Here is a 21827-nt window from a genome sequence, read left to right as displayed (position 1 = left end):
CCGGCGGCTCTTCTTCGTCATCTTCGCTCCTGATTCGCAGCAAGAATCCTCGCCGCTGTCAGGCAGAAAATCCACTCAAGCTACTGTCCGAATTTGCGGGGCCAGCTCTGTCGAGGCCCCCCGAGTTGTCGCGCTCGCGGCGAAACATCATCTGCCTGCGATTCATTTCTCCCGACAATTCGCTAGTGATGGATTGATCGTCTACGGCCCCGATATAGCCGATCTGTTCCGCCGTGCAGGAAGCTACGTCGATAAGATCCTCAAAGGCGCCAAGCCGTCTGATCTGCCGGTAGAGCAGCCGGTCAAATTCGACTTCGTGATCAACATGAAAACTGCCAAGGCACTCGGTCTCAGCGTGCCGACCTTATTGCTCCTTCGCGCAGATGAGGTGATCGAATAGACGATTGCGGCGGTGCATGAGTCCGTTCATGGCCCAACTCGCGGACCTCTGCTGAGATCCGCTATTGCGGCGCTATCAGAGGCACAGCGCGAGAACTTGCGAGAGTGGCAGGGGAACAACCATGTCAGCGCTCTCGTTAACGCCTCTAACGCCCTAACGAGAGGAGGCCAAAATGAAGCTTGCCACAATTCTGGTTATCGGTTCTCTCGCCGTGGCCTCAGCAGCAAGCGCCGATCAACCCGGACCTGACTGGATGCCGATGGAGCAAGTGAAGGCTAAGGTCATCGAGTCCGGCTATTCTCAGGTCACTAAGCTTGAAGCCGACGACGGCCAGTGGGAGGGCGAAGGCATCAAGAACGGACAGAAGATGGAATTTCATGCTGATCCCAAAACCGGCGTCATCGTGCGCGAAAAGCCAGACCACTAACCTTTGAGAACATGCAAGGCGTTTTGCCAACTTGCCGACTGTGGGGACACAGTTCACTTCGGAAACAACTTGTCCCGAATGTAACGCGAAGTCGGCGTCAGCCTAATTCCTCGTGGTTTGCACCAGACTGCCCTGTCGATCTCCTTCTTGTCGCCGATCTTCAGCGGGCCGGACGCGTTCTTTGCTAAGAAGATCGCGTCACTCATCTTACGACCGGACCGACGATTCTTTGCCTTTACTTCTTTCCAGAGCTTCATCGGTCCCAGCTTGAGCTTCGGCAGTTCTTCCCTGATCTCGCGGCGGAGGCACTTCCTTTCGCTCTCACCTGCACGCTTGCGACCGCCCGGAAACATCCAGAGCCTATCGCGTCGTCGTCGGACCAGGAGCACGCGTCCCTTCTTCGCGACCACAAGTTTTGAAGACTTCGCCATTCTCTTCGAATCGATTTGGTAGATCGGGACGAGTCTAGACCGGCTGGCTCGACCTGCAATGGAAGAGCGCCAGCCCGCCCTCCGTAGTATCGCGGAGCAGCCCCACAGGTCGTGACCACGTTTTCAAGTGCCGCTACCCTACGCAAAAGGTCGGTCGCCCGATCTTCCAGCCGACAATGAACACGGCGCACTTTGGCGCGTCATCCCACTCGACCCAGTAGGCGTATTCGGTCTTCATGCGCGTGGCGAAGGCCGGGTCGATTCACGCGTGTCGATGGAGCCGAGAACGGTGCCGAATGTCCCCACCGGGTTCATGTCGCGCGGCTCAGCCCGCGTCTTCATGATCCGCGAGCCGTTGGGGATCGCGCCTTTGGCCTGATGCCGGGAGAAGTCTCCGATCCAGCCCGGCTCGTTCGCTATCTCCAGCTTCATGTCGCCTTCTCGGCGGTGGCCCCGTTGAGGAACGCGGGCCCGGCGGCGGCGCTGCTGGTCTTCGGTCCCTTCTTTTTCGCAGCCACCTTGGCAGGCTTCTTTGCCGCCGCCTTCTCCTGCGCCGCCCGCTCGGCTTCCTCGCGCGCGATCTTCTGCGCGGTCTTCCAGTGGACCTTCTTCGGCTGCACCTCGTCTTGCTTCGGCGGTTTCAGCTTGACCTGTCCCCGGAAAATCTCGACCTCATCGTGGGTCTTCAGATATTGCAGCTTCAGCTTGATCTGCTCGGGCTTCAACCCGGTGTCGCGCGGCAGCGTGTCGATGTTCGTCCAGCGGTCATGCGAGAGGTACTCGACCAGCTTGATGCTGCGCGACGAGGCTGGTGCCGGTTTGACTTCCACGGCCTTCGGCACGTAGGTCGAGATGGTGTCGCGCACGCCCGTGACGATCTTGACGAGGCGCACGACCAACTCGGCGAGGTCGGCCATTTCGCCGCGCATCGCGGCGACCTGATCGGGGATCGGCAGCACCTCGACCGGCAGTGACAGCGCCTGCTCGACCTTCAGCTTCTCGGGCTTCTTTGGTTTGTCGGTGGACATCTTCAACGAAACATTGTCGGCGCGTAACAGGCGGCGCACATCCGCGCGTGTATTCATGCGTGAGCGCCAGTCGCTGGTCGTCTTCGCAACGACAACCTTGCGCACCTCCTTCTCGGGGACAACCTGCCATGCGATCTCGATGTGGCCGCCGTTGGTGTCGCGGAGTTGCGGCCGGATGCCGTGCGCCTTCAGCTCGTTGATCGCGATCTCCGTGAGTTCGTTCTGATAGGCCATGGTTGTTATCCTTCGCTCTCGTCGGGGTTCATGCGGACGATGTTGCTCACGCGACCAGCTCCACGATGCCGTTGAGCAGCTTCAGCACGAGCGGGCGCAGCAGCGCCGGGATTTGCATGAACACCTGCGCCAGCCTGTACACCTCGGCGTCGATGATCGCCGCACTCTCGGTCTTGTCCCGCCCAGCAGCTGGTGCGGCGTGGTGTCGAGCGCCTTGCTGAACTGGATCAGGCGGGAGCCGGACATGCGGTTGGTGCCCTTCTCGTACTTCTGGATCTGCTGGAAGGAGAGGCCGAACTGAGTAGCCAGTTGCTCTTGGCTCATGTTCTTCGCGAGCCGCGCCAGTCGCAGACGCGTGCCGAACTCGCGTTCGGTGTCGGCGTTCACTTTCGTCGGGCCCAGCTTTGCCACCCGCTTCTTCTTCGCCACCGTCCCCGTCCTCCTGTAGGTGTCGTACATTACGCGACACAATCGCCTTCTCAGTTTTCAACTGGGGCGCGATTGTTAATCAATCGTCGAATCCCCTCGGAGTCAACAGAGCGTACAGAGTACGACAGAAATGAGGCAGGCGTTACAGGTCGCATCATCTACGAATTATCGCATAAGGTGCGAAGCAAGAATTGCGGAGAACGTTCCCCGCAGAAATGCGAAGGCGCGGAAAGACTTTTCTGCATCGCAAAAATCAACTGTCCATTTCGGACAGGAGCGGCGCGATCTCCTTGAAGCCCTTTGCCAGGATCAGCGTGAATTTGTCCCGGTGTGGCACCTGCGCCGCGCGATGTGGCTCAAGATAATATCTGCCCTTGATCCGCTGCAGCAGACCTTGCTCCCGCAACACGTCGAGCCGTCACATGACAGACGTGCGCGGCATGTTGAGGCGGACGGCGATCTCGCTGGCGTTCATCGCGCGCCCTTCGGCGTGACCCAGCATCGCGGCGACAGCGACCAAGGCGCGGTTGGCATCGGTCTCGCCCGGCTCCTGATCCAGCGGCACCGTGGTGGCGTGAAACGCCAAGCAGAGATCGATGAACATTTCCGCCAGCGCGCGACGGGCGTTCGACAGTTTCAGCGGGATGGGTGTCTCTGCTTGCACAGCGGGGAGGTAGCTGTTCTGCGCGCGCGATCCAGTGACAATGGTTAGTGGCACAAACTGCATAGTGGATGCTGGGGCACAGTTATGCACAGTGTTGAGCGTACACCGGACGCAGGCGGCGGGTGTTCGGCCTCCGCGCCGGGCTTTTTCAAAAGGACCCCAGCCCACGTTAGGGCATGAGCCGGGGCTTGAGTTTGCCCTCACGAGCTTGAGGGCGTCGGGAAAACTTGACCAAGGCCGCGATGTTCCTCGATTCAAAATTTGCCGCGTCGAGATGCGATTCGCATTAAAAGAAGTCAGCAAACGCCGCGCGATTGCCGCTCAAGCAGGCGCCATCGAGCTGGATGGCGAGATCGCGACTTCATCGTGTCGTTCCGCGATTGTATGGATTGTGAGCATACAATTCTCAAAAGAAAAACCCCGCCGTGGCGGGGTCTGGCTGGTGAGCGATTGTTGGCGAACGCTTCAGGCGGCCTCGACCAAATGCGGCGTTGACGACAGGCCGAGTATTTCGCGCAGCGCGGCATCGAGGTCGTCGAGTGCCTTGACGCGCGGGTCAACGATCTGACGCTCGATGATCTTGACCGGCACGAGATAGTGCCTGCGGGTGACCGGGGCGGCGTTCTTGTCGGGGGCCTTGTGCGTCATCACCTTGCCGATCTCGGCGTCGCTGTACCCCAACTGCTCAAGGATGCAGGCCCCGGTGCGGCGCAGATCGTGCGGCGACAAGCCTTCGGGCAGGCCGAGATACTGGTTGATGCCGATCTGGCTGCGCTCCTTGTCGCGGCATCCGCGACGGCGTGTCATGATTTGGAGTGAACACTGCGCCATGTAGCGCTTGTTGGCGGTGGCGGCCTTGCTGGACTTGCGGCCGCCGCGCGCTTTCGGGAATGCATACTCCCGCATCGGGTCGCCAATCGAAAAGACCTGACCGAGTATCTCGCGCGCCAGACTGTTGAGCGGCTGCACGAGGTCGCGCGCCTTGGGCGAGCGACGCCCCTTGGTGACGGCGAGCGGGATCGTCACCGTGTCGGGCCCGATCCCTGCGCGCGGGATCGCGCAGCATTCCCCGGTGCGCAGCAGTGTCACCAGCGACAGCTTCAGCGCCAGCTTGGTGAGCGGCGAGCCGGGGCAGTGCGGGGCGTCGAGACCGAACCAGAATTTGCGCAGCTGGTCGGCGGTGAGGACGAGACCATCCTCGATGTCGCCGACCTCGGTCGCGCGGTCGTCCCCCCTCAGCGTCGGGACCGGGTTGATGGTCACGAAGGCGCGGTCGGGATGCTTGCCCCCTGTGAACATGGTGCCAAGCTGTTGCAGGACGTTGTTGGCTTGGGCCGGGTGCTTCTCCGTGACGTAGCTGCGGTACAGCTCCATGATCTCTTGGCTGGTGATCTCGCTGGCGACCCGGTCGCCCCACCATGCCAGCGGGCGGCTCAGCGCCGAACGGATGCCGTCGTGGCTCTCCTTGCGGGGCACGGTGCCCCAGCGGCGCAGCACCGGTTCCTCGCAATAGGCCATGTAGGCGTCGTGCATCTGCCGGAAGGTGCGGCCGGTGGCGCGGGACAGGACGAGGTCACGGGCGCGCTCAGCGGTGATGCTCTTGCCGCTGGCGACCAGCCCGGCGAGGGCGGTGGCTTCGGCGCGGGCGCGGGCAATCGTCCACACCGGGTGTTCGCCGATCAGGTGCCACTCGCGCACCGGCTTGCCGGTCTCGGGATGCAGCCGTTTCTTGTTCAGGTACTGGTAGTAGAAGCTGAACACCCCGTTGGGGGTGGTGCGCAGCACGAACCCCTTCTGGCCCTTCACGGGGCAGTCGCTGATGCTCTGGCGGGTGTCGGAGGCCTTGAGATGGAGGTCGGTGATGTACGGCATTTGCCCCTCAAACTTGATAGGTTGGAGCGTAGCCCCGGCTAACCGACTCACCGGAAACGTGGGGCCAACGCGTGAAAACGTGGCCCGGAGTGTTTGCCAAAAACCCTTATTTTGTAAGGGCTTCCAACTTTTCTTTACCGAGCCACAATTCCATCATAGAGCTGGCTCCCAATGCCATAGCTGGTATAGAGTCTCCGGACGGGGCTGGGCCCTCCGGGGGTCGATTTGGGGATCTGATGGTTTCCGACCGCGCAAGCGCCGAAAGGCTGTTGTCGCGCCGCCGTATTGGGCGAGCGGAGACGATACTGCTGTCTTTGGCAGCCGTCGCGCTGGCACTGGGAGCTGCCGCCTGGGTCGCGGACATGGGCGATTCGACGCCGCTGGTCACCGCCTCACTGCCTCCGGCCACCGCACTGCCTCCGGCCAATGGCCCTTCGTTTGACGACCGTTTCGCTTCGGTATCCAGCAGCCCGCCCGCCCGTGACTTCGGCCTGCGGTCGCTGGAGCGTTCCGCGGTGAGCGCGGTCCAGCTCAAGCTGCGCGACGCCAAAGCGATGCTGGCCCAAAAACTCCAGGGCGACGACTGGCGCTCGACCCTGACCGGCTCGACCCTGACCGATGACGACCGGCACGTGGTTGACGAGACGAGGCCGTCGCAGCGCGCCGACGCCGTCCCGATGCCGCGCTCGCGCCCGACCCAGGCAGACCTCGCGTCTCAGATCGCCTCGAGCCAAGCCTATGCCGAGACCAACCCCAGGGTCGACAACCGCAATTTCTTCGAGAAGTTCACCGACAAGATCAAGCTGGCCTCGCTGACTCCCGGCGACGGCCTGCTCGTTAGGGCGCCTGATCTCGCCGCGCTCGGCTACGATTCACGCACGGCGGTCTATGACATCAAGGCCAAGGCGCTTTACCTGCCGAGCGGCGTCGCGCTGGAAGCCCATTCGGGCATGGGCGCGCTGATGGACGACCCCAATCATGTCGACCAGCGCATGGTCGGCGCGACCCCGCCCGCGACCTACGATCTGAAGCCGCGTGAAAAGCTGTTCCACGGCATCCGCGCGCTGCGCCTGACGCCGACCGAGGGTACCAGCGCGCTTGGCCGCGTCGGGCTGCTCACCCACAGCTACATGCTCGGACCGCGCGGCGACTCCAACGGCTGCGTCTCGATCAAGGACTATGATCGTTTCCTCAAGGCCTGGGACAATGGCGAGTTCAACCGCCTGGTCGTGGTGCCGAGCCTGAGTGGATCGGCGATAGCCGCGCAGCGCGCGAGCACCGACTCCTGATATTTGCTGGACGGCGGGGGTGCCGTTTCCCCTTCGTTAAGCCCACCTCGTCCAGAAGCAGCCCATGAGTGATCCCCAGAGTTCCGAGACCCCGCTGCGTACGACGTTCAAGATCAAGCTGAACGGCGACACGCTGGCGATTGCGACCGTCGGCCAGGCCTATCAATTCCTCACCAACTTCAAATCGGTCGAGTGGATGGAATTCCGCTCGCTCCATGAAGAGGCGGTCGCGGCGCTCGAAGGCGCCGCCGACAACGCCATGCTCGCGGTGCAGGCGACCAACGCCGTGCGCGCGCTGTTCGTGAGCGCGAAGCTGCTCTGAGCGGCCTTCCAACGCGCTCTCGTCCCGGATCGCGCTGCGCGCCATCCGGGGCTACGGACGCCGGCAGGCCTTCCGCTCCCGGCTTGAACTCCGCTATAGGAACGGGCAAACGGTCCGCGAAGGCCGTGGCCAGACCCCGATATGTTTGAAACTTACTTCCAGGGAGAGACCCCAACATGAAACGCCGTACATTCCTCAAGGGCGGCGCGGTCGCCGGCGCGACGACGCTGGTTGCTGCACCTGCAATTGCGCAAGGCGCGCCCGAGATCAAATGGCGCCTGACCTCGAGCTTCCCGAAGTCGCTCGACACCATCTACGGCACGGCGCAGACCTTTGCGAAATACGTTGCGGAAGCCACCGACAACAAATTCCAGATCCAGACCTTTGCGGCCGGCGAGCTCGTCCCCGGCCTCCAGGCGCTCGATGCCGTCAGCGTCGCGTCCGTCGAGATGGCGCAGACGCCGCTGTATTTCTACATCGGCAAGGAGCCGGCGCTGGCCTACGCCACCGGCGCGCCGTTCGGCATGAACCATCGCCACCAGGAATCCTGGTGGTATTTCGGCGGCGGTGCCGACCTCACCAACGAGGCGCTGAAGCCGTTCAAGACGCACGCCATCCTCTGCGGCAATTCCGGCACCCAGATGGGCGGCTGGTTCCGCAAGGAGATCAAGACCGTCGACGATCTCAAGGGCCTCAAATTCCGCATCGCCGGCATGGGCGGCCATGTGCTGGCCAGGCTCGGCATCGTGCCGCAGCAGCTCGCCGGCGGCGACGTCTATGCGGCGCTGGAGAAGGGCTCGATCGACGCCGCTGAATTCGTCGGTCCCTATGACGACGAGAAGCTCGGTTTCCAGAAGGTCGCCAAGTACTATTACTTCCCCGGCTGGTGGGAAGGCGGCGCGATGCTGCACATGATCGTCAATGACGAGAAGTGGGCGAGCTTGCCGAAGCAGTACCAGGCGATCGTCAATCAGGCTGCCTCGGCGGCCGGCGCCTGGATGCTGGAGAAATACGACAGCGTGAATCCGGCGGCCCTGAAGCGGCTGATCGCCAACGGCGCGGAGCTGAAGGCGTTCCCGCAGCCGGTGCTGGAGGCCTGCTACAACGCGACCCAGGAGCATCTGAACGAGCTCGCCGCCAAGAGCGATTTGTTCAAGCGCACCAAGGAGAGCCACGACGCCTATATGAAGGAGCTGCTGTTCTACACGCAGATCGCGGAAAACTTCTACGACAACTATCTGCTCAGCAAGATGCGGAATAAGACTTGAGTGTGAAGGGGGCGCGGTGGTTACGCCGCGCCCCGCTTCCGTAGCCCGGATGGAGCGCAGCGAAATCCGGGATCTCGCACGTCAACGGCACCGCCCCGGATTACGCTTCGCTCCACCGGGCTACGGACTCATCGGGCAGTTTTACGCCGCGCCCAGGCCCAGCTTCGCATAGATCCGCCTTGCATAGGCGCCGAACGCGTCGGTCGTCTTCAGCGGCAGGTCGCGCGGGAAGGGCAGGTCGATCGGGAAGTAGTCGGCCATCTTCGCCGGGCCCGCCGTCAGCACGGCGCAGTGCGAGGACAGGAACACGGCTTCCTGGATCGAGTGCGTGACGAAGATGATGGTCTTGCCGCTCTCGCGCCAGATCCGCAGCATCTCCAGATTCATCTGCTCGCGCGTCAGGGCGTCCAGCGCACCGAACGGCTCGTCCATCAGGATCAGTTTTGGATCGTGAATGAAGGCCCGCGCGATCGCGGTGCGCTGCTGCATGCCGCCGGAGAGCTCTCGCGGATATTTCTGCTCGTAGCCGGCAAGCCCGACCAGGTTGAGCAGATCGCGCGCCCGCTCGCGCGCGGCCTTGATCGGCAGGCCAACGATCTCGGCCGGCAACAGAACGTTGTCCAGGATGGTGCGCCACTTCAGCAGCAGCGCCTGCTGGAACACCATGCCGATGTCGCGGGTCGGATCGAACGGGCTCTTGGCATTGCCAATTCTGACGGTGCCGCCGTCGGCGCCGTGCAGGCCGGCCAAGATCTTCATCACCGTGGTCTTGCCGCAGCCGGAGGGGCCGACCAGCGAGACGAGCTCACCTTCCTGCACGTCCATCGTGACGTCGGACACCGCCAGGAACTCGGCGCCGCCGCTGCGATAAACCTTTCGGACGCCGCTCAGGCTGATGAAGGGCTCGGCGCTCATGCCAGCCATTTGCTCAGATTGGCGGCGACGAACGCATCGTCGCCGAGGTCGGCGTGCTCGCGAGTGACGCGGTCGATCTCCTCTTTCTGACCGGGGCTGAGGCCCTCGTTCGGGTCGAGGCACCACAGGCCCTGCATCAGGCCCTGACGCCGCAGCACCTCGTGGCAACCGGCGATGCAGCCGTGAAAATTGTTGGCGACGTCGAAGAAGGCGCTGTTGCAGTCGGTGACGCGGGCATCGAGGGCGAGCAGATCGGCCGGCACGGTCTCCTTGTGCCGCGCCGCCTTGCAGCGCTCGAACTGTTTGATGGCGCTCGCGGTCCACACCGACCAATGGCCGAGCAGGCCGCCCCTAAAATAGGTGCGCGTGGTGATGCCGTTGTCGCGCAGGTCGAACGGCAGCATCAGGTCGAGCAGGATATGGTCGTCGTTGCCGGTGTAGAGCGCGACGCGGTCGAGCGCACCCGCCGCCGCGACGCCGCGCAGCACGTCGAGCGTGCGATAGCGGTTGAACGGCGCGATCTTGATCGCGATCACATTGTCGATCGCGGCGAAGCGCTGCCAGAACCGGCTCGACAGGACGACCCCGCCGACGGCCGGCTGGAGATAGAAGCCGACCAGCGGGATCTCGGCGGCGACCGCCGTGCAATGCGCAATGATCTCATCCTCGGAGGCGCTCTTCATCGCGGCGAGGCTGAGGAGCCCTGCGTGATAGCCGATATCACGCGCGGTGCGGGCCTCAGCCGTTGCGTGGCTTGTTGGACCGGCGAGGCCCGCGACCATCGCCAGCGGACGCCTGGTCCAGTTCGCAGCGGTCTCGGCGGCGAGCTCGAGCACCGGGCGATAGAGACCGACGTCGCGGATCGCGAATTGTGTGGTGTGGACGCCGACCGCAAGGCCGCCCGAGCCGGCGTCGATGTAGTAGCGCGTCAGCGCGCGCTGATGCGTCTTGTCGAGTTGGCGCTCCGCCGTGAGCGCAAGGGGATGCGCCGGCAACACGGTGCCGTCGGCGATCAGCTTGCGGACGTCGCTGTTGATCTGGCTGTGGTGCATGATGTCCTATCCGAATTCAGGGCCGGCGACGGCGAATGGCGTTTCCTTGGTAGCGGTGGTGGCCAGGCCGAACCGCATGCGCTGGAACGGCCGCTCGATGGTCCAGCCCGAGGCGGTCAATCCGTCCAGGAATGCGGCTTGCGACGCAACGGCATCGATCAGAATCGGGCCGGTCTCGGAGCGCACGATCGCATGAACCAGGGCCAGCGCCGGCGCGGCATTGTTGGCAAACAACGGCCCGATATGGCGCGCGGTTCGGCCGTCGCGAACCAGCGCGATGGCGCCATGCGCTGCGACGATGCGCGAGCCGGAGCGCAGGGCGATGGCGGAGAGGAGCGCGGTGCGGTCGATACCGGTGGCGCGCCGGTCCCGCGCCCGCAGCGCATCGATGGTCGCCGATGAAGGCGGTGGGGCTTCGGCTCGCCCGGACTTCACCAGCTTCAGCCGGCGCAATTGCAGCGTCGGCGTGAATCCGAGCGGGCCGTAGACGGCGGCGCCGTCGGGCGTCGCGTCGAGCCAGCTGGTCAGGCCGTTCTTGCGCGCGGTTTCCAGGCAGGCATCGACCAGACGGGTGGCAAGGCCGCGGCGGCGATGCGTGCCTGATACCAGCACCATGCTGATCCAGGCGTTGTTGTCGGAATAGGGCAGCAGCGCGGCGGTCGCGACCAGCCGCAGGCCGTCGCGAATGCCGAACACGACGCCATCGCGCAGGAAGACGCGCCAGTCCTCCTCGGTCTGGTTCCACTGCGCTTCCGTCGATAGCACCAGCCCGGCGATCGCGTCGTCGACGCCGAGCTTGAGGATGGGCGGACCGTCAGTAGCGTCCATCGCGCACCTCGTATTTGGTGGGCTTGCCGAGGCTTGGCATGGAACGCGAGACCCAGTCCGCGGTCCAGGCGATCAACTGCTCGGTGCCGACCACAGGCAGGCCGAACAGCTCGACCGCCTTGGACGTGTCGGTGAGCCATGCCGTCGGCTCTTCCTGGCCTGTCAGCACCGGCGCGCGGCCGAAGCGCGCGCCGAATTTTGCTGCGAGATCTCGCACCGCCAAGATCTCGTGGCCGCTGACATTGATCGGCGAGGTCGGCGCGGTGCAATGCGCAAGGCAGCGCAGCGCCTGCGCGGACGCATCGCCCTGCCAGATGAAATTGACGTGGCCGAGACTGACGTCGATCGGGGTGCCCGTGAGCACCTTTGTCGCGATGTCGTGCAGCACGCCATAGCGCATGTCGATCGCGTAGTTGAGCCGGAACAGCCGGCCCGGGGTTCCGAACTTGCGCGAAAAATACTCGAACATGCGCTCGCGGCCGACGCAGGATTGGGCGTATTCGCCGGGCGGGTTCGGCGCCATGTCCTCGGTCGCGCCTTTGCCGTCGACAGGGACGAAGGGATAGATGCAGCCGGTCGAGAACGCCACGATGCGCGACGACGGAAAGGCCTGCGCGGCCAGCGCGGGCACATGCGCGTTCATCGCCCAAGTCAGCGACAGGTCGCCCTCGGCGCCGAACTTGCGGCCGGCCATGAAGATGATGTTGGGCGCCTTCGGCAATGCGTGAATTGCGGTCTCGTCCATCAGGTCGCAACTGATGGTCTCGACGCCGCGCGCGTGCAGCCAGACCTTGACGCTCGCGTCGCTGAAGCGAGCGACGCCGATGACGCGGCGATCTGGTGCGGCGGCTTTCGCGAGCCCCGCCAGCGTCGGCCCCATCTTGCCGGCGACGCCGAGGATCATGATGTCGCCCTCGACCTTCTTGAGGTCGTCGATCAGCGCCTGGGTCGGCCGGCACAGGAGATCGTCGAGGGCTGCGATATCCGGGATCGTCTTCGGCAGCGTCTGGCGGGTGAGCAGCATGGATCGGTCCTTGTTGTTAGTTCTGCCGTTTCAAGTTTGCCTGGCGTCGCCGACCACGAACATGCGTTCGAGGGCGAGGACCAGGCTGTAGAGAGCGACGCCGAGCAGGGTCAGCAGCACAACGGCCATCACCATCGCGGGCGTGTCGAGCGACGACTGCACCTGGATCATGAGATAGCCGAGGCCGCGCTCGGAGGCGATGAACTCGCCGACGATGGCGCCGGCCACCGCGAGGATCGCGCCGACCTTCATGCCGGAGAACACGTAAGGCAGCGATCCCGGCAACTGGATCTTGCGGAACAGCGTCCAGCGCGAACCGCGCAGCGATTTGACGAGGTCGAGCAGATCCGGCTCGACCTCGCGCAGGCCGCGCGCGGTGGTCAGCAGGATCGGGAAGAAGCAGATGCTGAAGGCGATCAGGATGTTCGGCACGATGCCGTAGGAGAACCAGACGATGAAGAGCGGGCCGAGCGCGACCTTCGGGATCATGTTCATCGTCACGAACAACGGCAGCAGCACGAGGCTGAGCAGCGGTGCCCAGCTGAAGATCACGGCCAGCGCGACGCCGACGAACGCGCCGAGCGCGAAGCCGCCGAGGATCTCGATCGCCGTGACCAGCGTGTTGGCGCCCCAGGCATAGCTCGCGGTGCCCAGCGTCTGCACCGTTGCCAGCGGGGAGGGCAGGATGAATTTCGGCACGTGGAAGGCATCGACCGCGACCTGCCAGAACACGAGCACGGCGAGATGCACGATCAAGATGATCGCAAAGCTGCGCGAGGTGCGTGCGCCGTCTCCGGTCACCGGTTGCTCCGTGTTGCCAGCGGCCACCTTGCCGCTGTTCGTCAGCCTAACCGGCCTTGCAGCAAGTTTCAACCAGTTGGTTGATTAGGGCCGGAGCGAATGCAGCAAGAGGTCGACGACATGCCTGCGGCGGGCGCGCCTTGCCGCCCGGCTCGACAGGTCCTTGCCGAAGATCGCCGACAGCGTCGGCGTGTTGGAGAGATAAAAATAGCTGAGGCCGGCGATGGAGATATAGAGCTGGATCGGGTCGATCCCCTTGCGGAACATGCCGGCGCGGACGCCCTCGTGGAGGATGTGGGAGACGCTCTTCACCAGCGGCGAATGCATCGCCTCCAGCCGGGTCGAGCCGCGGACGTGGCGGGCGCCGCCGCGGTTCTCGTCGTTCAGAAGCACGATGAAATCGGGGTTTGTCGCGAGGTAATCGAACGAGGCCTCGATCAGCTTCCGGATCGCCTTTTCCGGCGGCAGGCCTTCGAGGTTGAGCTGGCGCTCCTGCTCGCGGATGTCGGCGTAGACCCATTCGAGCACGGCGAGATAGAGCGCGTCCTTGTCGCCGAAGTAGTGGTAGACGAGCTGCTTGTTGACCCCCGCGCGCTCGGCGATCTCGTCGACGCGGGCGCCGGCAAAGCCGTGCCGGGCGAACTCCAGGCGCGCCGCGGTGAGCAGCTTCTTGCGGGTGGCGACGGGATCGCGCCGCTGCGGCACGGTGTCGCCTGAACGTTTTGCGGGCATTTCCAACCAGACAGTTGACAAGTCGAGGGCGGGCTTGTTGCATTGGTAGCCTCACACGGGGAGAGCGACAAGCCGGGTCGCGGCAATGAGGAGGGATGCGATGAAGCGTTTGCAGGCTGCGGGCTCGGCTTTGGCTTTGGCCCTGATGCTCGGTGTGCCGGCGGTGCCGGCAAGCGCGGGGGAGGCGGTCAACCTGATCCTGAACTGGACGCCGACGGCCGACCATTCGCCGTTCTATTACGCCAAGGCGCAGGGCTGGTACGAGAAGGCCGGCATCGACCTGACCATCGAGGTCGGCAAGGGCTCCGGCGTCTCCGCCGCCAAGGTCGGCTCCGGCGGCTCGCCGTTCGGCATCGCCGATCTCGCCACCATGCTGGTCGCCAAGAGCAAGGGCGCGGACGACGTCGCGCTGATGAGCATCTACGCCAACACCGGCCAGACGTTTTATTGGCTGAAGAGCTACGGCGTGAATGGCGTCAAGGATTTTCCGAGCCACAAGATCGGCAACCCGCCCGGCGACGCCTCGCGCGTGATGTGGCCGGCCTTTGCCAAGGCCGCAGGCATCGCGCCTGATGCCGTCAGCTTCGTCAATATCGGGCCGACCGCGAAGATCGCGGCGCTGAAGAGCCATACCGTCGATATCATCAGTGACTTCTACAACGAGCACGATCTCAAGGTGATCGAGTTCGGGCCCGATCTCGGCTTCGTCAACTGGAAGGACATCGGGCTCAACCCCTACGGCAATTCGCTGATCGTCAACGGCGCCTATCTCCAGAAGAATCCCAAGCTGGTCGAGGAGTTCGTGCGCATCTCGCAGAAGGCCTTTGCGGCCTGCGTCGCCGACGTCACGCCGTGCCTGAAGGCGCTGCTCGACCAGGTCTCCGGTCTCGACAAGGAGAACCAGGAACGTCAGTGGGAGCGCATCAAGTATCTGATGACCGACGAGTTCACGACCACCAAGGGTCTCGGCTGGATCGACGGCGAGCGGATGAAGAAGGACTATGAGCTGGTCCAGACCTATCTCGGCATGGAGAAGCCGTTCGACGTGACCACGGCGTTCACGACGAAGATGCTGGATCCCGCCGTCAAGATGGATGCGAGCAAGGTGAAGAAGTAGGGCACCAGTAGCCCGGATGGAGCGAAGCGCAATCCGGGAAACCTGCCGCTGAGGATGCGCTGTCCCGGATTTCGCTGCGCTCCATCCGGGCTACGGTGCTACCCTCAGCTTTTCTTCATCTCGTAGACGTGTTCAGGCCCGGGAAAGGCGCGTGACCGCACGTCGGTGGCATACCCTTCGATCGCCGCTTCGATGGCCGGACCAAGATTGCCGTAGCGCCGGACGAATTTCGGGGTTCGTGGCGACAGCCCGAGCATGTCCTCGAGCACGAGCACCTGACCGTCGCAGGCCGCGCTCGCGCCGATGCCTATGGTGGGGATCGCAATCGTCTCCGTAATCCTGCGCGCCAACGGTTCGGCCACGGCTTCGACGACGACCGAGAATGCACCGGCATCGGCGACGGCCTTCGCATCGTCCTCGATCGGGCCCCAGTCCACCTCGTTGCGCCCCTGGGCACGAAACGAACCGAGCGTGTTGATGGATTGCGGCGTGAGGCCAATATGACCCATTACCGGGATGCCGCGCCCGGACAGGAATGCAATCGTCTCCGCCATGCGAACGCCGCCTTCAAGCTTCACCGCGCCGCATTGCGTTTCCTTCATGATCCGCACTGCAGAGTTGAACGCCTGCTCCCTGGAAGCTTCATACGAGCCGAACGGCATGTCGACAACGACCAGCGCCTGCTTCGAGCCGCGCATCACCGCGGCGCCCTGAAGGATCATCATGTCGAGCGTAACCGGCACCGTCGTCTCGAAGCCGTGCATGACGTTGCCAAGGGAATCGCCGACCAGGATGACGTCGCAATGCCGATCCACCAGTGCGGCCGTATGCGCGTGATAGGACGTCAACATCACGATCGGCTCGCCCCGCTTGCGTGCACGGATGTCCGGCGCGGTCTTGCGCCCGATGGAAGACTGAATTGACATGATCGGCTCCGTCCACGGGGGAGGCGGATCGAAACCAGATGCCATGAGCATGTCAATCCGGATGGTCGGGCCTGCGATCACAATGGACGGCGTGAGGGCCCACTGTCTCGACATTCTCAGTGTCATCGCCCGCGTAGGCGGGCGATCCAGTATTCCAGAGGCCATGCCATGATGCGGATAAGCCGCGGCGTACTGGATGCCCCGGTCAAGCCGGGGCATGACAGCGGTGTGTTGCGCGGAAGCGCTCGCCCAAGCCCTTCCGCAGGCCCAGCCCGTCCACACCCCCACGTGCCCAAGGATAAATTAACCAGCCATTAACCAAATCCGCCGCATCGTTAACCATTCAATAACAGGGATCGAGTCGGCCGCTATGGAGGCTGCAGCAAAAGTCCAACGCCAAATGGTTCGCCTGCGCGGGCGCTCCTACGTGGCCTTCGTGTTCGTGCCGACGGTTCCGATCCAGGACTGGCTGCAGGAGATCGACGCCACGATCGCACGCTCGCCGGGTTTCTTCGCTGGCCGGCCCGTGGTGATCGATCTGTCCTCGGTCGATCTCAGCCAGTCCGGCATCGCCCATCTGCTCACGAGCCTCCAGGATCGCAACATCCGGGTGCTCGGGATCGAGGGGGTCGAGGAGGGCCGGCTGGCGCCGACGATGCCGCCGCTGCTCTCGGGCGGGCGCAGCTGCGTGGTCGAGCCGAGCGCGCCGAAGAAGGCCGAGGCGAAGGTCGAAACCAAGCCGACCTCGCTTCTGCTCGAAAGCCCGGTTCGCTCCGGCCAGACCGTGATCTTCCCGGAGGGCGACGTCACCATTCTGGGCTCGGTCGGCTCCGGCGCCGAGGTCGTCGCCGGCGGCTCCATCCACATCTACGGCGCCCTGCGCGGGCGTGCCATGGCGGGGGTCAACGGGCACACGAGCGCCCGCATCTATTGTCAGAAGATCGAGGCCGAACTGCTTGCAATTGATGGATTTTACCAGACTGCGGACGACATCGACGCCGCTTTGCGCGGCAAGCCGGCGCAGGCCTGGCTGCAGGGGAATACCATGCGAATTACAGCACTGAACTGACCAGCAAAGGAGACATTTCAGATGAGTAAGGTACTGGTCGTGACATCAGGCAAGGGCGGGGTCGGCAAGACCACGACGACCGCCGCGTTGGGGGCTGCGCTGGCGCAACGCGGCGACAAGGTCGTCGTCGTCGACTTCGACGTCGGCCTGCGCAACCTCGATCTCGTCATGGGCGCCGAACGCCGCGTCGTGTTCGACCTCATCAACGTGGTGCAGGGTGTCGCAAAGCTCCCGCAGGCGCTGATCAAGGACAAGCGGCTGGAGAACCTCTGGCTGCTGCCGGCTTCCCAAACCCGCGACAAGGACGCGTTGACGGAAGAGGGCGTCGGCAAGGTCATTGCCGATCTGCGCAGCCGCTTCGACTGGGTGATCTGCGACAGCCCGGCCGGCATCGAGCGCGGCGCCTCCATGGCGATGCGCTTTGCCGACGAGGCCGTGATCGTCACCAATCCGGAAGTCTCCTCGGTGCGCGATTCCGACCGCATCATCGGCATGCTCGATTCCAAGACGGTGCGGGCCGAGAAGGGCGAGCGCGTCGAGAAGCACATTCTCATCACCCGCTACGATGCCTCGCGCGCCGCACGCGGCGAGATGCTGACCATCGACGACATCCTCGAGATCCTTGCCACGCCCTTGCTCGGCATTATTCCCGAGAGCCAGGACGTGTTGAAGGCCTCCAACGTCGGCACACCGGTGACGCTGTCGAACGCGGATGGAGCGCCGGCGCGGGCCTATATGGACGCGGCCAAGCGCCTCAGCGGCGAGAACGTGACGATGCATGTTCCTGCCGAGCGCAGAGGCTTCATGGATCGCCTGCTGCGACGGAGGGCTGCATGAGCATGGGTCTGCTTCGACTTCTCCGCGGCAAGAAGGCTTCGGCACCCGTCGCACGCGAACGGCTGCAGATCCTGCTTGCGCATGAACGCGGACTGCGCGGCCAGCCCGACCTGCTCGGCGTGCTGCGTGAGGAAATTCTCGCCGTCGTGTCCAGGCACGTCACGCTGGATCCGACCAAGGTGATCGTCCGGCTCGAGCGCGGCGACGAGGTGTCGACCCTGGAGGTCGATATCGAGGTGCCGAACGATATCGAGCGCAAGCGCGCGGCGGTCGGGTAGGGGACGCGGCCGAAGACGTCCGATTTGGGGTGGGTGAGAAGGCGGTCCGCTGGGCATAGCGGACCGCCTTTGTCCTGTTTGCAGGCGTCCTGTTTGAAGGCGTCCTGTTTGAAGGCCTGCCGATGTGATCGGTCGTGGGCGGAACGGGACCTGCGGCGTAATCGTTGTCAGGGGCCGCGGAGCGCCAAGTCAGGCGCTGCGGTTTCCTGAACAGGAGAGCGCCCATGATATCCGAGGTCCAGGTCCACACCATCGCGCGCCAGATGCTGGAAAAACATGGTTTCGCTGCGATTGCGAAGGCTGCCGAGCAGGCCCAGGCCTGTGAGGGCCGCGGCGAGGCCGATGAGGCCAAGGAGTGGCGTCACATCGAGGACGCCATGAAGATCATCCGCGGCCCGCACCAGAGCTGATCCGCGGCCAGCGCGCTCAGCGCTCCCCGCGGTCGGCGTCCGGCTGCGAGGTGCGATTTTGCGTCTGCGGCTGGGGGCGCTCGCCTGTCTCTTTGCAAGGGAGCGGTTCCCACGAGCCGTCGGGTGCCTGCTGGTAGGCACTACAGGATGACGAGGTGGATTTTTCCTCGCCTTTCTGGGCATCGGAATTCTTCGCCAGGGCGGGCGCGGTCAGCACCGTGGCGGCCGCAAATGCGCCGGCGAAAACGAAATGGATACTCCGCATGTGGCCTCTCCTGCTCGAATTCGAAGAGGCCGCATGGTGTCGAGGATTATGACGATAGTTAGCCGCCCCGACGGTTCCGCCGCGGCGTGCTTAACGCCGCGAGAACGCGCCTAGCCGCCCTTGCTACGGATCAGGCCGGCGAGGTTGGTTTTCTGGGCCTCGCACCAGCCGGGCATGCCGAGGCGGCGCTGGTCCATGTCGGTCGCCTGCGTCGCGACCGCGACCTCGGCCATCAAATCGTCGTCCTGCTTCTCGCCCATCTTGCCGCCGGTGTGCATCCAGGCGATCGCCTTGCGCACCTTCTCGGTGGTGCCGTCCGGCAGCTGCATCTGCTGCGCCTTCTGCACGAGGTCCTGATAGACGAGATCGGTGTTCGGGCATTCGACCCTGGCGGCGAAGGCCTGCAAGACCATCGTCACATAGGTTGAGCGCGGATGGTCCGCCGCTTGGGCCGGCGCGGCGAGCAGTAACAGACCTGCGATCAGGAAACCGGTGCGCATCCTTGGTATCTCCTCCGTTTTTTTGGAGGCTAGCGTCCGGCAAGCCACTCCGCAATGGTGCCGGGACGTATTTGTCGCTCCCCGGTGCGGTGCGCTATCGTCATCCCGTCCTGGCCACGGAGAGCGACATGAGCCTGTTGAGCACGCCGTTCGACCCCGCACGCGACACGGCCCTCGTCACCGGCGCAGGCAACGGCATCGGCCGCGCGATCGCGCAGGCGCTGGTCGGCGAGGGCGTTCGGACCGTGTTCGCCGATGTGAGCCTGGAGCGGGTGAGTGCGGCGATCAGCGCGAGCAGCAGGCCTGAACTGGCGGTACCGTGGGTCGGCGATCTCGCCAGGTCAGACGCTTGCGATGCCCTGTTGGCCGCCGCAGAGGCGCTCGGCGAGGTCTCGCATTTCGTGCACAGCGCATCGCCGCCGCGGCGGGAGGCCGATCATGCGCTCGCGGTGGATCGCAAGACCTGGCAGGAGATGCATGCCGTCAATCTCGATGCCGGATTCCATCTGGCGCGCGGGCTGGCAAAACGGTTGATCGCGGCGAAACGGCCCGGCTCGTTCCTGTTTCTCACCTCGCTGCACGCGGGTACGCCGCGCAACCTGCCGCATTATTCGACGGCGAAGGCGGGGATGGCGATGCTGGTGAAGGAGCTCGCGAAGACGCTCGGGCGTCACGACATCCGCGTCAACGCGCTGGTGCCCGGCGCGATCGCGGCGGGCGGGTTCGTTGCCGATGCCTCGCTGGCGAAGCACATTCCGCTCGGGCGTCTCGGCGAGGCCAAGGACCTCGCGCCGATGGCGCTTGCGGTGCTGTCGAACAAGCTCTCGGGTTACGTCACCGGCGCAGCCTTCGTCGTCGACGGCGGATTGTCGCTGACGAACTGGTTCGAGCCGCCGGAGCTGGACGACTAAGGACCCGTTCCGATGACTCGGAACGGTACTTTTGAGTCACGGTTCGACGCGCGTTTACGCGAACCGGTTTCTACGTCGCTCGAAAACGCTCTGGCCTAGCGTCGCCAGGCGGGCACGGGATCGAGCGGCGTGCGATAGACCTCGTTGTGATCGCGATCGGTGACGCGCACCGCACAACCCTTCCGTTGCAGCTCCGGCTTCACCTGCGACAGCTCGGTAGCCAATTGAACGGCGCGATCGGAAGCGACCTCGATGTCTTCGAGGATGATTCCACCCTGGTTCTTGAACTCTTCACCAACCACGAGATCGAAGGAATAGTAGGGCATTCGATTTCCCCGGTGTGACGACGTGAGCTTCAGTGGAAGTCTCAACACATCTCGGATGATACCACTGAGTCGATATTTTCGAATGAACGGGTCGCGCAATCTCTGTGCTTATGGCGCAGAAATCATGTGCAGCATTCGTGCGCGTTAAGATTTTATTAAATATGTCGACGTGATCATAAGGCATGGAATTGCAGCAGAACCGGGCTCCGGGAACCGGCAGCTGCAAGAGAAGGCCGGCGGCATAAATCCCGACGGCCTTTTCTCTTGACGGGAGACGATCGAAATATCGGTCTCCGTAATTGCCCGGACTCAACGCATCGCATCGACTCGGACAGCTTGGGCGACGTCGCGACAGCGACGCTGCGCTCGCGCCTGGTCTAGCGCAGCGGCATCGGCGGACGCACGACAGGTCCGTCGTCATCGGCAACGGCCTGCGTCGTGGCGACCGGTGCTGCTGTCGGCGCGACCGCGGCAGCCGGCGAAGGCGCAGGCGGCGCGGGCGAATAGGCCGGCATGTAGGTTTGCGACACGACCGGCTTCGGCTTGCGCACCGGAGGCGCCGGAGACCGCGGCGGGAGCGTGGACACACGCGCGCGCGGATCGACCGGCTTGGCCTCAGTGACGGGCTTTGGCGCGGGCGGTTTTGCCATCTCGCGCGCCATCTGCTCCTGCCCGGCCTTCAGCTCGGCGATGTTGGCCTTGAGCGATTCGATCTGCTGCGCCATCGCCGCGAGATCGCGCGTCATCGATTGTACCGACTGCGCGGGATCGGGCTGTGTTGCGACAGGTGCTGCTGTTGCAACCTGAACCGGAGGCGGCGTCGCAGGTTGAGGAGATTGATCGGTCGCTTGGTCCGTTGCGGCTTGCTCTGTGGGCGGCGCGGCCTGCGCGGCGGTGACCGGCGCGGCGGGCACCGGTGCCGCCGTTCGCGATGTCGAAGGCAGCAGCGAGGTCAACGCAGTCAACGCTGGTGTCCATTCGGCGAGGATCTGCCTGGCCGTGTCGCCATGTTTCTCCCAGGCGACAGTGGCGGCCGCGCTTCCGCCCGCAAACAAGATCATAACGAACGCGCCGCGCAGCCATTTGCCGGCGGAGGATCGCTTCTGCCGGTTGCGACCATCGCTGGCGGCGACGCGCACGGCGGTGTCGACCGACGGCGCTGCCGTCTGCGGCTCCAGGACGGGACTGAATTTCGGCTCCGGATTGGTGGTGCGCTCCGGCGCGAACTTCGGATCTATTTTCGGCTCTGGACGGGTTGCGATCTCAGGGGCCAACGCGGGCGCACCACTGATGGGGCGCGAAGCCAGCACCATGTCGGGTGAAATCTGCATGTCGGGTGAAATCTGAATGGCGTCGTGCGGATCGTTGTCCTTGACCGTGTCCTTCACGATCTCATCGACGATTTGCCTAGAGTTCAGCGTCGCGAGCATCGCAGCTCCTTTGAAGTCCGAGTGTTTAAAGTATAGGCGTCC

The 21827-nt window shown here is 64.1% G+C and carries 28 protein-coding genes; 11 read left to right on the top strand and 17 right to left on the bottom strand.

Features of this window, described 5'->3' with window-relative positions; all coding sequences use genetic code 11:
• Window positions 1–400, top strand: a 400-nt coding sequence (locus tag QJT78_RS27920) for an ABC transporter substrate binding protein (protein ID WP_281460371.1), incomplete at its 5' end; no start/stop codon positions are given.
• Window positions 401–572: 172 nt separating this feature from the next.
• Window positions 573–827: a PepSY domain-containing protein gene (locus QJT78_RS27915; RefSeq protein ID WP_028154388.1), complete on the top strand. Its 255-nt coding sequence runs from the start codon at window positions 573–575 to the stop codon at window positions 825–827.
• Between the two features lie 53 nt (window positions 828–880).
• Here the strand turns inward: QJT78_RS27915 and QJT78_RS27910 are convergent, their stop codons facing one another.
• From QJT78_RS27910 to QJT78_RS27885, 6 genes are all read right to left on the bottom strand, one after another.
• Entirely contained in the window at window positions 881–1258 is a 378-nt protein-coding gene (locus QJT78_RS27910) for an NUDIX hydrolase (protein ID WP_028154387.1), read from the bottom strand.
• A 234-nt stretch (window positions 1259–1492) separates the two neighbouring features.
• Window positions 1493–1690: a hypothetical protein gene (locus QJT78_RS27905; protein ID WP_028151799.1), complete on the bottom strand. Its 198-nt coding sequence runs from the start codon at window positions 1688–1690 to the stop codon at window positions 1493–1495.
• Window positions 1687–2520 (bottom strand): hypothetical protein, encoded by an 834-nt coding sequence (locus QJT78_RS27900; RefSeq protein ID WP_028151798.1) that lies wholly within the window; start codon window positions 2518–2520, stop codon window positions 1687–1689. Before QJT78_RS27900 ends, QJT78_RS27905 begins: the two co-directional genes overlap by 4 nt.
• Before the next feature lie 81 nt (window positions 2521–2601).
• Window positions 2602–2949 carry a helix-turn-helix transcriptional regulator gene (locus QJT78_RS27895; RefSeq protein ID WP_240537634.1) on the bottom strand — a complete coding sequence of 116 codons (348 nt, stop codon included), beginning with the start codon at window positions 2947–2949 and terminating at the stop codon, window positions 2602–2604.
• 418 nt (window positions 2950–3367) lie between these two features.
• Window positions 3368–3613, bottom strand: a complete 246-nt coding sequence (locus QJT78_RS27890; RefSeq protein WP_028151797.1) for a hypothetical protein — start codon at window positions 3611–3613, stop codon at window positions 3368–3370.
• Between the two features lie 465 nt (window positions 3614–4078).
• Window positions 4079–5485: an integrase arm-type DNA-binding domain-containing protein gene (locus QJT78_RS27885; RefSeq protein ID WP_038943783.1), complete on the bottom strand. Its 1407-nt coding sequence runs from the start codon at window positions 5483–5485 to the stop codon at window positions 4079–4081.
• A 236-nt stretch (window positions 5486–5721) separates the two neighbouring features.
• Here QJT78_RS27885 and QJT78_RS27880 point away from each other — a divergent pair, with 236 nt between their 5' ends.
• From QJT78_RS27880 to QJT78_RS27870, 3 genes are all read left to right on the top strand, one after another.
• The gene (locus tag QJT78_RS27880; RefSeq protein WP_240537635.1) at window positions 5722–6774 is read left to right on the top strand and encodes a DUF2778 domain-containing protein; all 1053 of its coding nucleotides are present in this window, start codon (window positions 5722–5724) and stop codon (window positions 6772–6774) included.
• A gap of 64 nt (window positions 6775–6838) precedes the next feature.
• Complete coding sequence (locus QJT78_RS27875; protein WP_014495671.1) at window positions 6839–7096, top strand: hypothetical protein; 258 nt, start codon at window positions 6839–6841, stop codon at window positions 7094–7096.
• Window positions 7097–7272: 176 nt separating this feature from the next.
• Window positions 7273–8364 (top strand): substrate-binding domain-containing protein, encoded by a 1092-nt coding sequence (locus QJT78_RS27870; protein ID WP_028151794.1) that lies wholly within the window; start codon window positions 7273–7275, stop codon window positions 8362–8364.
• 141 nt (window positions 8365–8505) lie between these two features.
• On the opposite strand, the gene QJT78_RS27865 is transcribed toward QJT78_RS27870, so the two are convergent.
• From QJT78_RS27865 to QJT78_RS27840, 6 genes are all read right to left on the bottom strand, one after another.
• Window positions 8506–9288, bottom strand: coding sequence for an ABC transporter ATP-binding protein (locus QJT78_RS27865; protein WP_028151793.1), 783 nt, complete (start codon window positions 9286–9288; stop codon window positions 8506–8508).
• Window positions 9276–10331 carry a dihydrodipicolinate synthase family protein gene (locus QJT78_RS27860; protein ID WP_038943784.1) on the bottom strand — a complete coding sequence of 352 codons (1056 nt, stop codon included), beginning with the start codon at window positions 10329–10331 and terminating at the stop codon, window positions 9276–9278. The genes QJT78_RS27865 and QJT78_RS27860 overlap by 13 nt, the downstream gene beginning before the upstream one ends.
• A 6-nt stretch (window positions 10332–10337) precedes the next feature.
• Window positions 10338–11159 (bottom strand): GNAT family N-acetyltransferase, encoded by an 822-nt coding sequence (locus tag QJT78_RS27855; protein WP_028151791.1) that lies wholly within the window; start codon window positions 11157–11159, stop codon window positions 10338–10340.
• The gene (locus QJT78_RS27850; RefSeq protein WP_038953728.1) at window positions 11146–12183 is read right to left on the bottom strand and encodes an NAD(P)-dependent oxidoreductase; all 1038 of its coding nucleotides are present in this window, start codon (window positions 12181–12183) and stop codon (window positions 11146–11148) included. Before QJT78_RS27850 ends, QJT78_RS27855 begins: the two co-directional genes overlap by 14 nt.
• 30 nt (window positions 12184–12213) lie before the next feature.
• On the bottom strand, window positions 12214–12984 hold the full coding sequence (locus tag QJT78_RS27845) for an ABC transporter permease (RefSeq protein ID WP_028151789.1): 771 nt from the start codon (window positions 12982–12984) through the stop codon (window positions 12214–12216).
• An 84-nt stretch (window positions 12985–13068) separates the two neighbouring features.
• A complete protein-coding gene (locus tag QJT78_RS27840) occupies window positions 13069–13716 on the bottom strand; it encodes a TetR/AcrR family transcriptional regulator (protein WP_028151788.1) in 648 nt (215 codons plus the stop codon).
• Window positions 13717–13816: 100 nt separating this feature from the next.
• On the opposite strand from QJT78_RS27840, the gene QJT78_RS27835 reads away from it, so the two are divergent.
• Entirely contained in the window at window positions 13817–14833 is a 1017-nt protein-coding gene (locus QJT78_RS27835; protein WP_028151787.1) for an ABC transporter substrate-binding protein, read from the top strand.
• Between the two features lie 104 nt (window positions 14834–14937).
• Here the strand turns inward: QJT78_RS27835 and panB are convergent, their stop codons facing one another.
• Window positions 14938–15759, bottom strand: a complete 822-nt coding sequence (panB, locus tag QJT78_RS27830; protein WP_281460372.1) for a 3-methyl-2-oxobutanoate hydroxymethyltransferase — start codon at window positions 15757–15759, stop codon at window positions 14938–14940.
• Between the two features lie 370 nt (window positions 15760–16129).
• Here panB and minC point away from each other — a divergent pair, with 370 nt between their 5' ends.
• The 4 genes from minC (at window position 16130) to QJT78_RS27810 (ending at window position 18353) form a co-directional block, all read left to right on the top strand.
• Window positions 16130–16828, top strand: coding sequence for a septum site-determining protein MinC (gene minC, locus QJT78_RS27825; protein ID WP_028151785.1), 699 nt, complete (start codon window positions 16130–16132; stop codon window positions 16826–16828).
• Window positions 16829–16849: 21 nt separating this feature from the next.
• The gene (minD, locus tag QJT78_RS27820; protein ID WP_028151784.1) at window positions 16850–17665 is read left to right on the top strand and encodes a septum site-determining protein MinD; all 816 of its coding nucleotides are present in this window, start codon (window positions 16850–16852) and stop codon (window positions 17663–17665) included.
• Window positions 17662–17943, top strand: coding sequence for a cell division topological specificity factor MinE (gene minE, locus QJT78_RS27815; protein ID WP_028151783.1), 282 nt, complete (start codon window positions 17662–17664; stop codon window positions 17941–17943). Before minD ends, minE begins: the two co-directional genes overlap by 4 nt.
• A gap of 224 nt (window positions 17944–18167) precedes the next feature.
• Window positions 18168–18353, top strand: coding sequence for a hypothetical protein (locus QJT78_RS27810; RefSeq protein WP_014495656.1), 186 nt, complete (start codon window positions 18168–18170; stop codon window positions 18351–18353).
• Window positions 18354–18369: 16 nt separating this feature from the next.
• On the opposite strand, the gene QJT78_RS27805 is transcribed toward QJT78_RS27810, so the two are convergent.
• Both QJT78_RS27805 and QJT78_RS27800 read right to left on the bottom strand, forming a co-directional pair.
• Window positions 18370–18618 (bottom strand): hypothetical protein, encoded by a 249-nt coding sequence (locus QJT78_RS27805; protein WP_028151782.1) that lies wholly within the window; start codon window positions 18616–18618, stop codon window positions 18370–18372.
• A gap of 110 nt (window positions 18619–18728) precedes the next feature.
• On the bottom strand, window positions 18729–19118 hold the full coding sequence (locus QJT78_RS27800; RefSeq protein ID WP_028151781.1) for a hypothetical protein: 390 nt from the start codon (window positions 19116–19118) through the stop codon (window positions 18729–18731).
• A gap of 128 nt (window positions 19119–19246) precedes the next feature.
• Here QJT78_RS27800 and QJT78_RS27795 point away from each other — a divergent pair, with 128 nt between their 5' ends.
• Window positions 19247–20029 (top strand): SDR family oxidoreductase, encoded by a 783-nt coding sequence (locus tag QJT78_RS27795; protein ID WP_028151780.1) that lies wholly within the window; start codon window positions 19247–19249, stop codon window positions 20027–20029.
• Between the two features lie 95 nt (window positions 20030–20124).
• Here QJT78_RS27795 and QJT78_RS27790 read toward each other — a convergent pair whose 3' ends face one another.
• On the bottom strand, window positions 20125–20355 hold the full coding sequence (locus QJT78_RS27790; RefSeq protein ID WP_027530842.1) for a hypothetical protein: 231 nt from the start codon (window positions 20353–20355) through the stop codon (window positions 20125–20127).
• A gap of 377 nt (window positions 20356–20732) precedes the next feature.
• Entirely contained in the window at window positions 20733–21785 is a 1053-nt protein-coding gene (locus tag QJT78_RS27785; RefSeq protein WP_028151779.1) for a hypothetical protein, read from the bottom strand.
• Window positions 21786–21827: the final 42 nt, after the last annotated feature.

The organism is Bradyrhizobium sp. Mp27 (assembly GCF_029953005.1).
GTDB lineage: Bacteria > Pseudomonadota > Alphaproteobacteria > Rhizobiales > Xanthobacteraceae > Bradyrhizobium > Bradyrhizobium barranii.
The sequence above is the reverse complement of the archived record's forward strand: the minus strand, read 5'-3'. Positions and strand labels throughout refer to the sequence as shown.

Excerpts from the sequence above, each read along its gene's own strand:
- QJT78_RS27915 (WP_028154388.1), top strand. The coding sequence starts at position 573 with ATGAAGCTTGCCACAATTCTGGTTATCGGTTCTCTCGCCGTGGCCTCA.
- QJT78_RS27910 (WP_028154387.1), bottom strand. The coding sequence starts at position 1,258 with ATGGCGAAGTCTTCAAAACTTGTGGTCGCGAAGAAGGGACGCGTGCTC.
- QJT78_RS27905 (WP_028151799.1), bottom strand. The coding sequence starts at position 1,690 with ATGAAGCTGGAGATAGCGAACGAGCCGGGCTGGATCGGAGACTTCTCC.
- QJT78_RS27900 (WP_028151798.1), bottom strand. The coding sequence starts at position 2,520 with ATGGCCTATCAGAACGAACTCACGGAGATCGCGATCAACGAGCTGAAG.
- QJT78_RS27885 (WP_038943783.1), bottom strand. The coding sequence starts at position 5,485 with ATGCCGTACATCACCGACCTCCATCTCAAGGCCTCCGACACCCGCCAG.
- QJT78_RS27880 (WP_240537635.1), top strand. The coding sequence starts at position 5,722 with ATGGTTTCCGACCGCGCAAGCGCCGAAAGGCTGTTGTCGCGCCGCCGT.
- QJT78_RS27875 (WP_014495671.1), top strand. The coding sequence starts at position 6,839 with ATGAGTGATCCCCAGAGTTCCGAGACCCCGCTGCGTACGACGTTCAAG.
- QJT78_RS27870 (WP_028151794.1), top strand. The coding sequence starts at position 7,273 with ATGAAACGCCGTACATTCCTCAAGGGCGGCGCGGTCGCCGGCGCGACG.
- QJT78_RS27865 (WP_028151793.1), bottom strand. The coding sequence starts at position 9,288 with ATGGCTGGCATGAGCGCCGAGCCCTTCATCAGCCTGAGCGGCGTCCGA.
- QJT78_RS27860 (WP_038943784.1), bottom strand. The coding sequence starts at position 10,331 with ATGCACCACAGCCAGATCAACAGCGACGTCCGCAAGCTGATCGCCGAC.
- QJT78_RS27855 (WP_028151791.1), bottom strand. The coding sequence starts at position 11,159 with ATGGACGCTACTGACGGTCCGCCCATCCTCAAGCTCGGCGTCGACGAC.
- QJT78_RS27850 (WP_038953728.1), bottom strand. The coding sequence starts at position 12,183 with ATGCTGCTCACCCGCCAGACGCTGCCGAAGACGATCCCGGATATCGCA.
- QJT78_RS27840 (WP_028151788.1), bottom strand. The coding sequence starts at position 13,716 with ATGCCCGCAAAACGTTCAGGCGACACCGTGCCGCAGCGGCGCGATCCC.
- QJT78_RS27835 (WP_028151787.1), top strand. The coding sequence starts at position 13,817 with ATGAAGCGTTTGCAGGCTGCGGGCTCGGCTTTGGCTTTGGCCCTGATG.
- panB (WP_281460372.1), bottom strand. The coding sequence starts at position 15,759 with ATGTCAATTCAGTCTTCCATCGGGCGCAAGACCGCGCCGGACATCCGT.
- minC (WP_028151785.1), top strand. The coding sequence starts at position 16,130 with ATGGAGGCTGCAGCAAAAGTCCAACGCCAAATGGTTCGCCTGCGCGGG.
- minD (WP_028151784.1), top strand. The coding sequence starts at position 16,850 with ATGAGTAAGGTACTGGTCGTGACATCAGGCAAGGGCGGGGTCGGCAAG.
- minE (WP_028151783.1), top strand. The coding sequence starts at position 17,662 with ATGAGCATGGGTCTGCTTCGACTTCTCCGCGGCAAGAAGGCTTCGGCA.
- QJT78_RS27810 (WP_014495656.1), top strand. The coding sequence starts at position 18,168 with ATGATATCCGAGGTCCAGGTCCACACCATCGCGCGCCAGATGCTGGAA.
- QJT78_RS27805 (WP_028151782.1), bottom strand. The coding sequence starts at position 18,618 with ATGCGGAGTATCCATTTCGTTTTCGCCGGCGCATTTGCGGCCGCCACG.
- QJT78_RS27800 (WP_028151781.1), bottom strand. The coding sequence starts at position 19,118 with ATGCGCACCGGTTTCCTGATCGCAGGTCTGTTACTGCTCGCCGCGCCG.
- QJT78_RS27795 (WP_028151780.1), top strand. The coding sequence starts at position 19,247 with ATGAGCCTGTTGAGCACGCCGTTCGACCCCGCACGCGACACGGCCCTC.
- QJT78_RS27790 (WP_027530842.1), bottom strand. The coding sequence starts at position 20,355 with ATGCCCTACTATTCCTTCGATCTCGTGGTTGGTGAAGAGTTCAAGAAC.
- QJT78_RS27785 (WP_028151779.1), bottom strand. The coding sequence starts at position 21,785 with ATGCTCGCGACGCTGAACTCTAGGCAAATCGTCGATGAGATCGTGAAG.